General features: G+C 75.3%; 8 protein-coding genes. 5 read left to right on the top strand and 3 right to left on the bottom strand.

From position 1 onward, the window contains the following. Positions 1-75: 75 nt before the first annotated feature. Both ACLE50_RS09740 and ACLE50_RS09735 read left to right on the top strand, forming a co-directional pair. Positions 76-2,115 carry a glycosyltransferase gene (locus ACLE50_RS09740; RefSeq protein WP_410943108.1) on the top strand — a complete coding sequence of 680 codons (2,040 nt, stop codon included), beginning with the start codon at positions 76-78 and terminating at the stop codon, positions 2,113-2,115. Beyond that, positions 2,112-5,138: an arabinosyltransferase domain-containing protein gene (locus ACLE50_RS09735; RefSeq protein WP_410943107.1), complete on the top strand. Its 3,027-nt coding sequence runs from the start codon at positions 2,112-2,114 to the stop codon at positions 5,136-5,138. The genes ACLE50_RS09740 and ACLE50_RS09735 overlap by 4 nt, the downstream gene beginning before the upstream one ends. A gap of 214 nt (positions 5,139-5,352) precedes the next feature. Here the strand turns inward: ACLE50_RS09735 and ACLE50_RS09730 are convergent, their stop codons facing one another. Both ACLE50_RS09730 and ACLE50_RS09725 read right to left on the bottom strand, forming a co-directional pair. After that, positions 5,353-7,239 carry a glycosyltransferase gene (locus ACLE50_RS09730; protein WP_410943106.1) on the bottom strand — a complete coding sequence of 629 codons (1,887 nt, stop codon included), beginning with the start codon at positions 7,237-7,239 and terminating at the stop codon, positions 5,353-5,355. 75 nt (positions 7,240-7,314) lie between these two features. Further along, positions 7,315-10,581, bottom strand: a complete 3,267-nt coding sequence (locus ACLE50_RS09725) for an arabinosyltransferase domain-containing protein (RefSeq protein WP_410943105.1) — start codon at positions 10,579-10,581, stop codon at positions 7,315-7,317. A 295-nt stretch (positions 10,582-10,876) separates the two neighbouring features. Here ACLE50_RS09725 and ACLE50_RS09720 point away from each other — a divergent pair, with 295 nt between their 5' ends. The 3 genes from ACLE50_RS09720 (at position 10,877) to ACLE50_RS09710 (ending at position 14,255) form a co-directional block, all read left to right on the top strand. Next, entirely contained in the window at positions 10,877-12,727 is a 1,851-nt protein-coding gene (locus ACLE50_RS09720) for an acyltransferase family protein (protein ID WP_410943104.1), read from the top strand. A gap of 111 nt (positions 12,728-12,838) precedes the next feature. Continuing rightward, positions 12,839-13,546 carry a hypothetical protein gene (locus ACLE50_RS09715; RefSeq protein ID WP_410943103.1) on the top strand — a complete coding sequence of 236 codons (708 nt, stop codon included), beginning with the start codon at positions 12,839-12,841 and terminating at the stop codon, positions 13,544-13,546. A 58-nt stretch (positions 13,547-13,604) separates the two neighbouring features. Next, on the top strand, positions 13,605-14,255 hold the full coding sequence (locus tag ACLE50_RS09710; protein ID WP_410943102.1) for a nitroreductase family protein: 651 nt from the start codon (positions 13,605-13,607) through the stop codon (positions 14,253-14,255). Positions 14,256-14,261: 6 nt separating this feature from the next. On the opposite strand, the gene ACLE50_RS09705 is transcribed toward ACLE50_RS09710, so the two are convergent. Continuing rightward, the gene (locus tag ACLE50_RS09705; protein ID WP_410943101.1) at positions 14,262-15,017 is read right to left on the bottom strand and encodes a decaprenylphospho-beta-D-erythro-pentofuranosid-2-ulose 2-reductase; all 756 of its coding nucleotides are present in this window, start codon (positions 15,015-15,017) and stop codon (positions 14,262-14,264) included. Positions 15,018-15,020: the final 3 nt, after the last annotated feature.

The following is a 15,020-nucleotide window of genomic DNA, read 5'->3' as shown; positions in this document are numbered from 1 at the left end:
GCCCCGACGCCGTGCAGCGTGGCGCCATCGGCGTGGCCGAGAGTCCGACACCGCCGAACCCCCGAGGCCGCCGAGATGACCACCGCCCCCACGGACCAGCGAGGCAGCGCGATGGACAGCGCCACCGGTACGGCGCCCGACTCCGCGGGCTCCCCGTCGTCCGGGGAGACGCTGCTGCAGCGGGTCATCCTGCCGCGCCCGGCCGACCCGTTCGCCGTGCGCGCCCTCTACCTCGACGAGCGCCCGGGCGTCCCGCCGGTGCCGCCGTCGCAGCACCTGGCCGAGGACCGGCCGGTCCAGGTCTCCCTCGCGACCCCCGGCGGACGCCGCACCCGTGTCCACGACCGGACGAGCGCGACGGTCCCGGCAGGCACCGAGGTCTCCTTCGGCGCCTACTTCAACGCCTTCGCCGCCGGCTACTGGCGTGCCTGGTCCACGCTGACCGCGATCGAGCTGCGCCTCGACCTGGACGGGCACGGCCGCGTCGACGTCTACCGCACCAAGGCGGACGGATCGCAGATCTACGTCGGCGGGGAGGTCGTCGACGGCGCCCGCGAGGTGCGGATGGAGCTGGACCTGCGCCCGTTCGAGGACGGCGGCTGGATCTGGTTCGACCTCTCAGCCGACGATGACGCCGGTGAGGGCCTCGCCCTGCACGGCGGCGGCTGGCACGCCCCGCACGACGCGCCCGGCCGGGCCGCCGTCGTCGTCGGGATGCCGACGTTCAACCGGCCCGCCGACTGCGTCGCCACGCTCACCGCGCTCGCCTCGGACCCGCAGGTCCTGGACACGATCACCGCGATCATCCTGCCCGACCAGGGCACGAAGAAGGTCCGCGACGAGACGGGTTACGAGCAGGCCGCGGCCGCGCTCGGCGACCGGCTCCGCATCGTCGACCAGCCCAACCTCGGCGGCTCCGGCGGCTACGCGCGGATCATGTACGAGGTGCTGCACGGCACCGGACCGCACGCCGGCGGGATCGACTGCGAGCAGATCCTGTTCATGGACGACGACATCCTGCTCGAGCCGGACTCGGTGCTGCGCGCCGTCGCGTTCTCCCGCTTCGCCCGCGAGCCGATGCTGGTGGGTGGGCAGATGCTGTCGCTGCAGTCCCGCTCGCAGCTGTCCACGATGGGCGAGGTCGTCGACCGCAACCAGTTCCTCTGGCGGCCCGCGCCGAAGACCGAGGCGCACCACGACCTGGCCGCCGAGCCGCTGCGCCAGACGTCCTGGCTGCACCGGCGCGTCGACGTGGACTACAACGCCTGGTGGATGTGCCTGATCCCGCGCTCGGTCGCCGAGGAGATCGGGCTGCCGCTGCCGCTGTTCATCAAGTGGGACGACGCCGAGTACGGCCTGCGCGCCCGCGGCGCCGGGTACCGCACCGCGACCGTCCCGGGCGTGGCGATCTGGCACATGTCCTTCATCGAGAAGGACGACTCCTCGGACTGGCAGGCCTACTTCCACTACCGGAACCGGCTGGTCGCCGCCGCGCTGCACGGCCCGGACGACCCCGGCGCCATGCTGCGCGAGACGTTCAAGCGCACCCTGCGGCACCTGATGCTCATGGAGTACTCGGCGGTCGCGCTGCAGATCAAGGCGTTCACCGACTTCCTGGCCGGCCCGGAGGCGCTGTTCCCGAAGCTGCCGGTGGTGCTCGACGAGATCCGCGCGCTGCGCGCCGAGTACGACGACGGCCGCCCCCTGAACTCGGCCACCGAGGTCCCGCCCGCGGAGCTCGACGCGCTGGCCTCGCAGCTGTTCCCGGAGCCGCCGGTCGGCAAGGCGAAGATCGCGATCGGGCTGGCGCGCGGCGTGCTGCGCAACCTGCGCACACCGTCGTCGGGGCTGCGGGACCGGCCGCAGCGCAACATCCCCTGGGCGAACGCGCAGTGGTTCGTGCTGGCCGGCCTGGACTCCGCGACGGTCTCCACCCCGGACGGCCGCGGTGTGACCTTCCGCCGCCGCGATCCGCAGATCTTCAAGCAGATGGTCGGCGACTCGCTGCGGCTGCACCGCGCGGTGGCGTCCGGCTGGGGTGAGCTGCGCGAGCGCTACCGGGCCGCGCAGCCCGTCCTGACCGGCCGAGAGGGCTGGAAGCAGATCTTCGAGTGAGTACGCGCGCCGCCCCGGCCCGCGGCGCGCTCCTGCTCCTGCTCGCGGGCCTGACCTGCGTGCTGGGGGCGGCGGCCGCCCTCGCCCCGGTGAACGCCGACGACCCGGTTCTGACCTGGCCGCAGGCCGGGCGGGCGCCGGAGTCGACGACGGTGCCGCTGGCGCCGTACCGGCCGCTGGAGCTGACCGCGACGGTCCCGTGCGCGACGGTCGCCGGGGTCGCCGCCGCCGGTGGCGGGGACGTGCTGCGCACCATGCCCGCCGGCGTCAACGCGGGCACCGCTCCGTCGCTCGCGGTCACCGCGTCCGGCCCGGACCTGACCGTCCGTTCCGGCAGCGAGACCCTCTACGCCGGGCCGGCGGGGCAGGGCTGCACCTGGACGTTCACCGCCGGGACGTCGGGCACCACGCTCAGCCGGGACGGCGCGCCGGTCGCCGAGCGGCCCGCGCTCGCCCCGCCGCAGGTCGCCGAGCTGGCCACGGACGCGACCGGTCCGGCGGCGGCCGGGCTCGGGGTGCAGCTGCACACCGACGCCCGCTACGAGTCCTCGCCGAGCGCACTCAAGATCGTCCTGCTGGTCGCGCACCTGCTGGCGCTGGCGGCAACGCTCGCCGTCGCCGTGCGGACCTGGACCGGGACGCGGCCGCCGTTCGCGGCGCGGCTGCGGCCCACGGTCGCCGACGCGGTCGTGGTGGTCGTGAGCATCGCCTGGGCGTTCCTCGGGCCGATCAACATCGACGACTCCTGGTACGCGCTGATGGCCCGCCAGGGCGCCGCGACCGGCGCCGTCGGGAACGCGATTTACCAGTTCAACGTGTCCGAGGCGCCGTTCACCACCTCGCAGTACCTGCTGCAGTTCTGGGGACAGCTCGGCGATGCGCTCGGGCTGCCCGGCTGGGGGCTGCTGTGGCTGCGCGTCGTCCCGGTCGCGCTCGGGTTCGGGACGTGGGTGCTGCTGCGGGCCACGCTCGCCGCGCTCACCGGACGGGCCGGGACGCGGGCGTGGCCCGCCGCGGCGCTCGCCGTCGGGCACCTGCTGTGGTTCTGCGCGTACGGCATCAGCCTGCGCCCGGAACCGGCCGGGACCGCCGCGACCGCGGGGGTGCTGCTGCTCGTCGCGCTGGCGCTGCGCACCGGCTCGGTCGGGCTGCTCGCGCCCGCGGTGGCCGTCGCCGTCGCCGGGGTGACGACGGCGCCGACCGCGCTGGTCGCCGCCGCACCGCTGCTGCTCGCGCTGCCGATGGTGGGGCGGCACCTGGCCGCCGCGGGATGGCCCACCCGGGTCACGACGGCGCTGGTGGCGGCCGCGGCCGCGTCGGTCATCGTGCCGCTGGGGATGTGGGACGCGACCCTCGCCGACGTGCGCGAGTCGTTCGCGGTGCACCGCTGGTACTACTACCAGTACTCCTGGTTCTCCGAGATCGAGCACTACGCCAACCTGTTCGGCCCCGACGAGCAGGGCACCTGGGGCCGTCGCCTGCCGGTGGCGCTCGCGCTCGCCCTGCTGGTCACCGGGCTCGTCGCCCTCGGCAGGCGGCGTGGCAGCGGCGGGCCCACCGGGGACGCGCTGGCCTTCGCCTGGGCGACGACCGGGCTCGGCCTGGCCGCGGTCGCCGTCAGCCCGACGAAGTGGGTCAACCACTTCGGGGCAGTCGCCGCCCCGGCCGCGCTGCTGGTCGCCGTCGCGCTGATCCACGGGCCGCTGCCGCGCCGGGTGCCCGGCCGCGTCGTCGCGATCGGGACGGCTGTGCTCGTCGTCGCCGCGTCGGTGGCGTTCGCCGGGCCGAACCTGTGGCGCCCGCTCTCGGACTGGGGGCAGGCGTTCGGCTCGCACACGCAGTTCGACTCGCCGATCCTGGTGAACCGGCTCGCACCGCACGTCGGGCCGCTGTACCTGCGCAACCCGCTGGTGTGGGTGGCCGTCGCGCTCGTCGCGTTCTGGTGGCTGCGCCGCAGGCGACGCGCCGGGCACGCGTCCGGGCCCGGACCGGAGCGGGCGGTGCTCGCCGTCGCCGGGGCCGGTGGGGTCGCGCTGATGCTGCTGCTGTTCGCGGCGGCGCCGGTCGCCCAGGCCCCCGGGGCGTCGGTCGCGTCGATGAACGCGGCCGCGCTCGCCGGACGCCCCTGCGGTCTCGCCGACGCGGTGTCGGTGCAGGTCCCGCAGCCCGCCGCCCCACCGGCCGGCCCCGCCCGGCTCACCGGCGACGCCCGCGAGGGCACCCCGCCGGACCGCTCACCGGCGCCCGATGGTGGCACGACCTGGCACACCCAGGTGGGCGCCGCGGCCGGCACCGGGAGCGTCACCACCGGCTGGTACCCGGTGCCGCCCGGGACGACGACGGTGCTCGTCCCCGCCACCGGCGACGTCCGCCCCGAGCAGTCGGTGGCCGTCGAGGCCGGGACGGGGCCGGTCGGCGCGCCGTCGGCGACGGTACGGGTCGCGGCGACCCTGCCGGAGGACAAGCAGGCCGACTGGACGACCGTTGCCGCGGACCTGTCCGGGCAGCAGCTGCCCGGGCCGGTCACCCAGGTGCGGATGATCGCCGAGGACAGGGCGTCCGGCGCCGACACCTGGTTCGCCGTCGGCGCCCCGCAGCCCACCCGGGCCGAACGCGCCGGGCAGCTGATCGGCGACGCGCCCGCGTTCGCCGACCAGGTCACCGCGACGCTGTGGCCGTGCCAGAACCAGGCGATCGCCCGGCACGGGATCGTCGACGCGCCGCAGTGGCGGATGCGCACCGGCGACGACATGGAGGGCGCGACCGGGGACAACGCCTGGTTCGCCGCCAACGGCGGCGTGTTCACCGGCATCGGCCGCACGGCCCGCTTCGAGGAGCTGCCCTCCCGGCTCGACCCGGCGGGCGGGCGCGCGATGTACCCGTGGGGCCACGTCGACCGCGTCGTCTATGAGCACCCGCCCGGCCGCTACGACCTGCGCGTCGGCACCGAACGGCGCTGGGGCTGGACGAAGCTGCCGACCATCGCCTTCCGCGACTACACCGGCCGGGACTACCTGGGCTGAGTGCCGGCGCGGGGGCGCGGGGCGCGGGGCCGACAGGCCGGGGCGGACGGCGCGGGCCGGCGATCCGGGGGACACCGTGCCGAGATGCTTCAGCTGCTGAGGTATCCGCCGAGGGCGTCCCCCGGGGAGCCCCCGGTAGCGGCGGCCCCCGGAGGAGCCCGGCGCCGGTCCGGGGCCGGCCGGTGTGGCCGGCGCTCCGGACCGTTCCGGGGACTCAGCCCTGGTCGTAGAGCCGGGTCCAGGTCGCCCGGTCGGTGAGCCGCGGCTCGGCGTCCTTCCACTGCCGCGCGACGGCTGGGCCCTCGGAGCGCAGCCGGCGCACGGCACGCACCGCCCGCGACGACAGCTCCCGCAGGCGCTCCCGGTCGTACTCCCGGATCCGGACGCCGGTCTCGGCCATGTCGGTGACGATTGCCTTCTCGAACAGCGACACGAACCACCAGTGCGCGTCCCCGGCGGGCACCATCCCGGACCGGAACGGCAGCCGCCCGGTGGTCTGCAGCAGCACCCGCTTGGCCCAGGTGGCGAGCAGCCTGCTCGGCGGCGGCGGTGCGAGGTGCACGACCGACTCGCGCGGGTCCAGGTCCAGCTCGGACACCGGCACCGGCGCCGTCTCCGGGTACGCCGACCGGATCCGGCGGATCTTCGCGGCGGCCGCGGCGGACCCGTCGTCGAGCACCTGCGGGCCCTCGAGGAAGTCCTCGACCGCGGTCAGCAGCGTCGCGGCCAGGCCGTACTGCATGCCGATCAGGTACTGGCCGAGGAGCGAGACCACGGTGCCGGTGACCTTGCGGCGGTCGAAGCCGGTCCGCAGGGCGGCGGTGATCAGGCCGTTCCGCTGGTTGAAGTAGCGGTGCCACTCGTCCCAGTCCTTCCACCCGAAGTCGGCGTGCCAGACGCCGGCGCCGGGCAGCGACACCGTCGGGAAACCGTGCTCGCGGGCGCGGTAGCCGTACTCGATGTCGTCCCACTGGAAGAACACCGGGAGCGGGTAGCCGATGGCGCGCACGATCGGCGCCGGGATCAGGCAGGACCACCAGCCGTTGTACTCGGTGTCGACGCGGCGGTCCTGCACCGTCGGCAGGTCCCGCTCGTCGCGGCCCAGCAGGAAGCCCTCGTTGAGCGCACCCGGCACCGGGATCCCGACGCGCAGGTGCTCGGGCATCGCGAACTCGGCGGAGATGTGCAGGTGGCCCGGGTGCAGCAGGTTCAGCATCTGCCCGCCGACGATCGTCGGGCGCGTGGTGCACGCGCCGAACCCGATCAGGCGGATGACGATCTCCGGGTCGAGCAGGACGTCGTCGTCCATCAGCAGGACGTCGTGGTCCTCGGCCGGGGTGCCGGCCGTCGCCTCCCACAGGCCGCGGGTGAACCCGCCTGCGCCGCCGAGGTTCGGCTGGCGCTGGTAGGTCAGCTTCGCGCCCAGCGACGCGGCGACGGCGGCGAAGTCGGCGTGGTCCTCGAGCGGGTCGCTGCCCTGGTCGACGACGCGGACGCCGGCGATCCGGTCGAGCACGTAGGCGTCACCGGCGAGCGCGCGCAGCGTCTCCAGGCAGTCGGCCACCCGGTTGTAGGTGCAGATCGTGACGGTCACCGGGCGGGCGGGCTCCCGGTCGCCGACGGTCCAGTAGACGTCGGAGACGGTCAGCTCGCCGGTCTCGGTGACGAACTCCAGCCACATGCCGCCGCCGTCGAGGAAGCGGTCGATCGGGCCGGACATGGTGACGGTGCCGTCGCCGTCGACGGTCACGTGCTCGACGGCGCGTGCCACCTTGTTGGTGTCCGAGGCCATCAGCCACACGTGGCCGTGCCCGCCGACACGCAGCGACACCTGCACCGACGGCACCGCGCTCCAGCGCTGCCAGTAGGTGGCGTGGAACCGCCCCCAGTAGGTGTTCGTCGTGACGTGCGTACCCGGGACCAGGTGCAGCCGCTCCCGGTCCCGCTCGGCGACACCGCGGAGCACCTCGGAGTACAGGTCCTCGGGCACGCGGCGGGTCGGCCCGGCGAACGGGCCGCGCTGTACGACAAGGCGGCCCGGTACGGGGCCGGTCCCGGCGCTGTCGGCGTCGGTTCCGGCTCGGGGCACGGTGTCCAGCATGTCTCGCTCGTCGCCTCTCGGGTGTGATGGTCGAGCTGGGGTGAACGGGTGGTCCGGTGCGAGTCTGCCGACCGGTCAGCCCGGGAGCGCGGGCGGGTCGGGTGGGGAGTCGCCCGCCTGGCCCACACGCTGCCAGCCCCACATGGTGCGGGTGCCGTCGACACGCGGTGCCGTCACCGCGTCGGGGACGTAGGGCTCGTAGGTCCGGAACTGGCCCCAGTCGTAGTCCCAGGCGCCGGGCAGGTAGGTCGGCACGACCCGCTGCGCGGAGATCAGGTTGATCCAGCCCTGCGGGCCGCCGCCCTTCGGCATGCCCCAGCCGTCGCCGACGGAGCGCTGCTGCGGGTCGGCCAGCAGCCGGAACGACGGCTGCTCCCCGATGTTGCGGTTCACCTCGAACCGCTTGAGGCACGGGTGGACGAACGCCGTCGGCCAGTCCAGGTAGCCCGCCTTGCCGGCGGTGAGGTCGGTCAGCGGGGTCAGCTTCGGCACCCGCGGCTGCGCGACCGCGATCCACGAGTTCGGGCCGAGCGACCGGTCCGAGGCGACGACGCGCACCGAGTCGGCCTGCGCGGCCGCCCGGCCGGACAGGTCCAGCCGCAGGTCGCGCCAGGCCCGTCCGGTGGTGGCGGTGCCTGCGGCGTCCGCGGTCTGCGGGACGGTGCCCGCCGCGCCGCCGCCGGGGGAGACCGTCTCGACGACCTTGCCGTCCTTGGCGAACTGCAGCTTCACCGAGTTCCCGCCGCCGACGCTGCCTGCGATGCCGAGCACCAGCGGCGCGGAGCCGTCGCGGGCGGCCTGCGGCAGCGCGTACCAGCCGGAGCGGTAGTCGCCGATCGCGTTCGCGTCCCGCGACCAGCTGCCGGTGACCGGGCCGCCGAGCGGGCCGGTGCCGGTGACGCCGGCGAGGTGGTCGCCGTCGCCGTCGTTGTCGCGCAACGAGCCGGCGCCGACGGGAGGCAGGCCCTCGGGGGAGAAGCCCTCGGCGACCTCCGGCTCGGCGTCCGCCGGGGGCGGGGTGGTCGCGGGCGGCAGGACGCCCGCCTGCGGGTCGGTCTCGACCATCAGCCGTCCGGCCAGCCCGCAGCGCGACCCGGTCGGGTCGGTGAGGATGTCGGCGCCGAGGGAGTACGACCCGGCCTGCTTCTCCATGCCCTTGGCCAGCGACGCGACCTGGAAGAGCACCATCGCCGCGCAGATGACGGCCAGCGGGGCGGACCCGAGCCGGACGGCCTGGGCCTGGCTGAGCCGGCGCCGCCGGGCGGGCACGGCACCGTCGTGGCCGTTGCGGGTGGTGTCGACGACCGGGCGTGGGATGTCGGGCGTGCGCAGGTGCTCGACGATGCCGATGAGCAGCGCGATCCCGGCCGCGCCGAGCAGCAGCATCGTCGCGGAGTACCCCTTGATCGACACCGGCTTGTCGAACCAGGGGACGCCCCAGTTGGAGACGTACCACCAGGTGTTCGGGCCGGTGAAGGCCAGCGCGGTCACCGCGAGCACCGCGCCCAGGAACAGCGACTGGTTGCGCCGCGAGCGCAGCACACCGGTGCCGGTCGCCAGCGCGGCGAGCGCGGCGACACCGGCACCCAGCGCGGCGAACGCGCCGAAGTGGTGGGTCCACTTCGTCGGCGTCAGCGCCAGCACCATGAACGAGAGCACCGTGCTGCCCAGCAGCCGCCGGGAGAAGCCGAGCGCGGCACCGGGGATCCGGCCGCGACGCAGCAGCACCACGGCGGCGACGGCGGTGCACAGCCAGGTCAGCAGCACCGGGAAGCGGCGCTGCAGCGGGCCGTCGCGGCTGTCGGAGAACAGCTGCTGGTAGCGGTAGAGCTCCTGCGACCAGGGCATGTTCGGGCCGATCTCGGTCCGTACCCGGGTCGCCTCGGAGATCGTCGACCAGGTCTGGTCGCCGAAGATCGCCAGCAGCACGATCAGCCCGGCCCCGGCGAGCGGGGCCAGCGTCGTCAGCCAGCCGCTGCGCTTCGCCCGCTCGCTGAGCAGCTTCAGCAGCGGCCGCGCGGCGGCCAGGAACGGGGCCAGCGCGATGAGACCGGTGGGGGTGGCGGCGACGGCGAACGCGGCCGCGATCAGCGCCACCGCGACCGGCAGCAGCCGACGGGTCGCCAGCGCGCGCTCGAGCGTCACGAACGACAGCAGCGCCGCGATCACCACGACGCTCTCCGGGCGCAGCCCGTTGTCGAACGGCAGCCAGTAGCAGAGGAAGACCCCGGCCGCGGCCCAGGCGGCGGAGCGGCTGCGGCGGACCCGCGTGCCGAGCCGGGGCAGCAGCGCACGGCTGATCAGGAACCAGGACGCGATGCCCATGACCAGCGCCGGGATGCGCAGCCACAGCACCACCTCGGAGACCCCGCTCCACAGCGAGTACGCCTGGTAGAACCAGCCGAACGGCGCCTCCGGGACGTCGAACCAGCGGTAGTAGTTGCCCAGGTAGCCCGCCGACTCGCTGCCCCGGGAGATGGCGAGGATGTAGCCGTCGTCGGAGGTCATCGAGCCGATCAGGGCCCAGACGACGAGGACGACGACCACCCCGGTGTCCCGGACGACGTCGCGGCCGCGCAGCCGGACCGACAGCCGCCTGCGGTCGTGCAGGATCCGGCGGGCGTCGACGTCGTCGGAGCGGCGCAGGAAGAACAGGCATCCGGCCAGCGCGGCGAGCGCCAGGGCGCCGCAGATCGTCTTGAGCCAGGTGGCGGAGCTGTCGTAGCGGTTGTCGGTGTCGAAACGCACCGACGACCCGGCCATCGGGTCGAGGTTCCCGTCGAGCTGGGAGTAGACGCCGGTGATCTGCGGACGGGCGTCGCCGTCGAAGGAGAGCAGCTTCTGCCCGTCGAACGTCGCGGTCGTCGACGTGCCGTCGGAGGCGACCGTCAGCGCCTCGCAGGGCCCGCCCGGTGGCGGGACGGCGACCTCCCCGACGCGCTGGCCGCGGTTGTCGAGGGTCAGCTTCCCGTCGGCGACCTCGGCGCTCATGCCGACGGTGTCGCCGTAGGGCGCGTTGGGAGGCACGGTCGACCAGACCTGCGCGAGGCCGGGGGTGCGGTCGTCGAGGCTGCGGATCGCGTCGCAGCCGATCGAGACCTCGAGCTTCTCCGGGCGGTAGGCGACCAGCGGCGCGGTCAGCGGCGCGGTGCCGCTGGTCGCGGTCGGCCAGGTCACCGACGCGGTGTTCTGCACGACCGGCAGGAAGGGGAACACCACCGAGAGCAGCGCGGTGAGCAGTCCCAGCCCGGCGGCGAGCCGACGGTCCCGGTCGCGGGGTCCACGGCCACCCGACCGGACCGAGCCCGTCCGGTCGGTGGCCACCGAGTCGGTGGTCAGCACACGCCCGAGGCTAGAGGGGAGTGCCCGGCGTCCCGGGGACGCCCCCGTCGGCGGTCGTTCCGTGTCGCGGAGTGAGGGTCGCCCGACCGGTACCGGCCTGCCCGCACATCGGTCGGTACGTCACCCGCAGTAGCCGGATGCGACATTCGGGCCCTCCTCGGGTGTCACCGGTGACGGTCACGACGGCGTCTCGTTGCCCCCGGATGTGAGCCTCCTGACCCCCGGCCGTCGCACGACGGCGCCGCGCCACGGCCGTGCGCCGCAGCCGTCCGGCCGGGCGGGGGAGGTGTCCGCATTGACCGGGCTGCGGATCGTGGCGGCGGCCTGGGTGGTGCTGTTCCACCTGCACTTCACCCCGCTGTCCGGCGTGGAGCAGCTGACAGCGGCGCTCGGCCCGCTGGTCACCCAGGGCGCACTCGGCGTCGACCTGTTCTTCGTGCTCAGCGGGTTCGTGATCGCCCGCACCCACCTCGACCGGCTCGGGCCCCGGCCGCGGCTGCGGACGACGGCGTCGTTCGTGTGGGCCCGTGCGGCGCGGATGTGGCCGGCCTACCTGGTGGTCCTGCACCTGTTCGGGGCGTGGCTGCTCTACCGCTCGATCGCGCTGCCCGGCGCGACCCTCGCCTACCAGGCGGTGCAGCCGCGGCTGACCGCAGGCGAGTGGCTGCAGCAGCTCGTCGGCGTGCAGCTGTGGGACGAGGCCCGGATCGACGGCGCGTCCTGGGTCGGGCCGACCTGGTCGATCAGCGCGGAGTGGCTGGTCTACCTGCTGTTCCCGCTGCTCGCACCGGTTGCGTTCCGGCTGCGCCGGCTGCCGGTCGTGGTGCTCGCGCTCGGGTCGCTGCTGTGCCTGGTCCCGACCGCGTCCGCGTTCGCCGTGGCCGGGACGGCGTACTACCCGTACAGCTGGCTGGTGCGGGTGCTCGGCGGGTTCGCCGCGGGCGTGCTGGCGATGCTGGTGGTCCGCAGGCTGCGCGACGACGACCGCACCCGCGCCCGCGCGTCGGTCCTCGCGACCGTGGTGGCTGTGGCGATCCCGGCCGGGCTGCTCGCCGGCGCCGCGGCGGGGCACGGGTGGCACGGCGGCGTCGTGCTGCTGTTCCCGGTGCTGATCGCCGCGCTCGCGCTCGCCGACCGGGGCCCGCTGCCGCGGCTGCTCGCGACCCGGCCGATGGTGCACGGCGGGCGGATCTCCTACGCGCTGTACCTGGTGCACATCCCGCTGTTCGAGGTGCTGTGGCACCTGTGCGACGTCGGCGTCGTGCCCGACGACGGCACCGGCGACCTCGTCGCGGCCGGGTTCCTGCTGGCGACCCTGCCGGTCGCGCACCTGCTGTACGCACTGGTCGAGACCCCCGCCCGGCGGCGGCTGCGTGGCCGCTCGCGGGTTGCCGCGGCGCACGTCGAACCGGCGGCGTCCGGCACGCAGCAGGTCGGTGCGGAGCATGCCGGCACGCAGCGGAGCGGGCTGCAGCGGATCGGGACGGTCTCCACCGGCTCGGTGCGGGTGGACACCCCGGCCGCGCGCCGGGACCCGGAGACCGTCGTCATGCCCGCGGTGCCGGCGGCGGAGCTGCTGTTCACCCCGGGCGCCGGGGTGCCGCGGGTGGCGCCGGCTCCCGCGCCGGTGACCTCGGCTCGGAACCGTGTTCCCGCTGCGGCTCAGGCCCCTGCTCCGGTTGCCCCTGCTCCGGTTGTCCCGAGGGGCACCCTGGCTACCGCCGACGGGAACGAGGGTGCCCCTCGGGGCACCGCGACGACCGGGACCGGAGCATTCGGCACCCCGGTTGCCGGCACCGCGGCGGCCGGCACCGCGGCGGCCGGCACCGCGGCGACCGGCGATGTGGCGACCGGCACCGCGGCCGGCGTTGTGGGGCGCGGCGACACCGACCAGGCGGACCGGGGAGGCCGGCCGTACGCGACCCGGCCGGCCACCCGGTCCGTCGTTCCCGAGGCGCGCCCCGCGCGGGCGGGCGGTGGCGCCGGGTCGGTCCGGATGCCGGGCACCCGCTCCGGCGCCGAGCACTGCGGCCGCTCCCGCCGCGGCGCCCACTCGGCCGGGACGGCGAGCGCGGCGACCCCGGTGGTCGCCGCCGCCGGGGCCGCGGCTGCCCGGCGCCGCCGTCGCCCGTCGCACGCGGTCTGAGGGCCGGTGCTCGGCCCGCGATCGGAGCGGGCGCACGGGCCGGGCCCCGCAGCCGGGCCCGGCAGCCGAGGCCGGGCGTACCGGTCCGGGGCCGCACCGGGAACAATGACGGTGACCCGCCCCTCGACCGAGCACGGACCGATGATCCCCACCACCCCGCCCGCCTCGTCCCTGCCGGACGCCGCGCCCGCACCGCCGGAGCGCGCCGCCCTGCACTGGTACCTGCGCCTGGTCCGCCACCACCTCGGCCGCAGCCCCTACCTCGACGTCGAGGGCACCGGCGGGGCGCTGCTGGCCGGTCTCGCGCGGCTGGGACCGGCGTCGGGCCTGGCGGGCAGTGACGCCGAGGCCGACGCGATGCGTGCCGGGGCCCCCGGCTGCCCGGTGCACCGCTCGGTCGACGAGCTGCCCGGCCCGGTGTCCGCGCTGACCGCAGTCGGCGTCCTCGACCGGATGCCCGACGCCGCGCTGGCCGGCGCCACCGGCCCCCGCGCCTGGTGGCGGGCGCTGCAGCCGGGCGGGCGGGCGCTGGTCGTCGCCGACGACGCCGAGGGGCGTGGCCGGGAGCTGTCCGGGCCCCGCTGGCCGGCGCCGCCGGTGCCGCGCGGGCACGTCCGGCTCCGGGAGCTGCTCGTCGACGCGGGGTTCGAGATCGTCCGCGAGGGCTCCGACGGCCTGACCCGCGGTCCCTACGGCGGCATCCCGCCGCTGCTCGACCCGCGTACGACCCCGGCGCGCGGCCAGCGGTCGTCGGGACGGCTCAGCCTGGCCCCGGGCAGCGGGGAACGCGCGGTGTTCGTCGTGGCCCGCCCGGAATAGCCGCCCGCCCTGAGTGAGCGCCCGCGCGGAAATGATCGGCCGGGCGCAGGATGCGGGGATGAGCGACGTACTTCCCCTCGGCCCCGACGAGCTCCTCACCACCACCCGCTCGGTGCGCAAGCGCCTCGACCTCACCCGCGAGGTTCCCGACGCCGTGCTGCGCGAGGCCCTCGAGGTCGCCCTGCAGGCGCCGAGCGGCTCCAACCGGCAGCACTGGCACTGGCTGGTGATCACCGACCCGGAGCAGCGCGCCGCGATCGCCGGGTACTACCGGCGTTCCTACGAGGCCTACCGGAGTTCGCCGACGTACCCGGGCAACATCGGCACCGGCGACGCCGCGCGCGACGCGACCCGGGCCCGCGTCACCGACAGCTCGCAGTACCTCGCCGACCACATGGCCGACGTCCCGGTGCTGGTCATCGGCGCGCTGACGGCGTCGGCCGAGCTGCCCGCGAGCAACCAGGCCGGGCTGTGGGGCTCACTGCTCCCGGCCGCGTGGAGCCTGCAGCTGGCGCTGCGCGCCCGCGGGCTCGGCAGCGCCTGGACCACCCTGCACCTGCGGTACGAGAAGGAGATCGCCGAGCTCCTCGGCGTGCCCGACGACGTCCGGCAGGGCGTGCTCCTGCCGGTCGCCTACTACACGGGGGAGACCTTCCGGCCCGCGAAGCGGGAGCCGCTGGACGACGTCCTGCACGTCAACGGCTGGTAGGCCCGCTCAGATCGGCAGCTTGCGGAAGATCTTGCGGGGCACGTGGCGCAGCGCGCTCATCACGAAGCGCATCGGCGCAGGCGCCCACACCAGCTCCTTCTGCGTGCGCACCGCGTCGACGATCACGTCCGCCACCGCGCCCGGCGTGGTCGCCAGCGGGGCCGGGTCGAGGCCGTCGGTCATCTTGGTGTGCACGAAGCCGGGGCGCACGATCGTGACCGTGGTGCCGAACTCGCGCAGCGCCTCGGTCAGCCCGGTGTAGAACGCGTCCATCCCGGCCTTGGTGGAGCCGTAGACGAAGTTCGAGCGGCGGGCCCGCTCCCCGGCGACCGAGGACAGCGCGACCAGCGAACCGTGTCCCTGCTCGCGGAACCGGTCGGCCAGCGCGACGCCGACCGAGACCGTCGCGGTGTAGTTGACCTGGGCGAGCTCGACGGCGTAGTCGACGTCGGTCCAGCCGCGCTCGTTGTCCCCGAGCAGTCCGAACGCGACGATCGCGATGTCGATGTCGCCGCCGGCGAATGCCTTGCGGACGACCTCGGCGTGCGTGTCGATCTTCATGGCGTCGAACTCGAGGGTCTCGACGGTGCAGCCGAGGGACTCCAGCTCATTGCGGGCGGAGTCCAGGCGGGGGCCGGGGCGGGCGGCCAGGACGACCCGCATGGGCCGGTCCGCGGCGAACGCGCGAACGGTCGCCAGGCCGATCTCGGAGGTGCCGCCCAGCAGGAGGATGCTCTGCGGGTTGCCGACGGCGTCGATCATGTG

The sequence above is a fragment of the Pseudonocardia phyllosphaerae genome (genome assembly GCF_046546475.1).
Lineage (GTDB): Bacteria > Actinomycetota > Actinomycetes > Mycobacteriales > Pseudonocardiaceae > Pseudonocardia > Pseudonocardia phyllosphaerae.
Note: the sequence above shows the minus strand (reverse complement) of the source record. Positions and strands in the feature narration are given on the sequence as shown.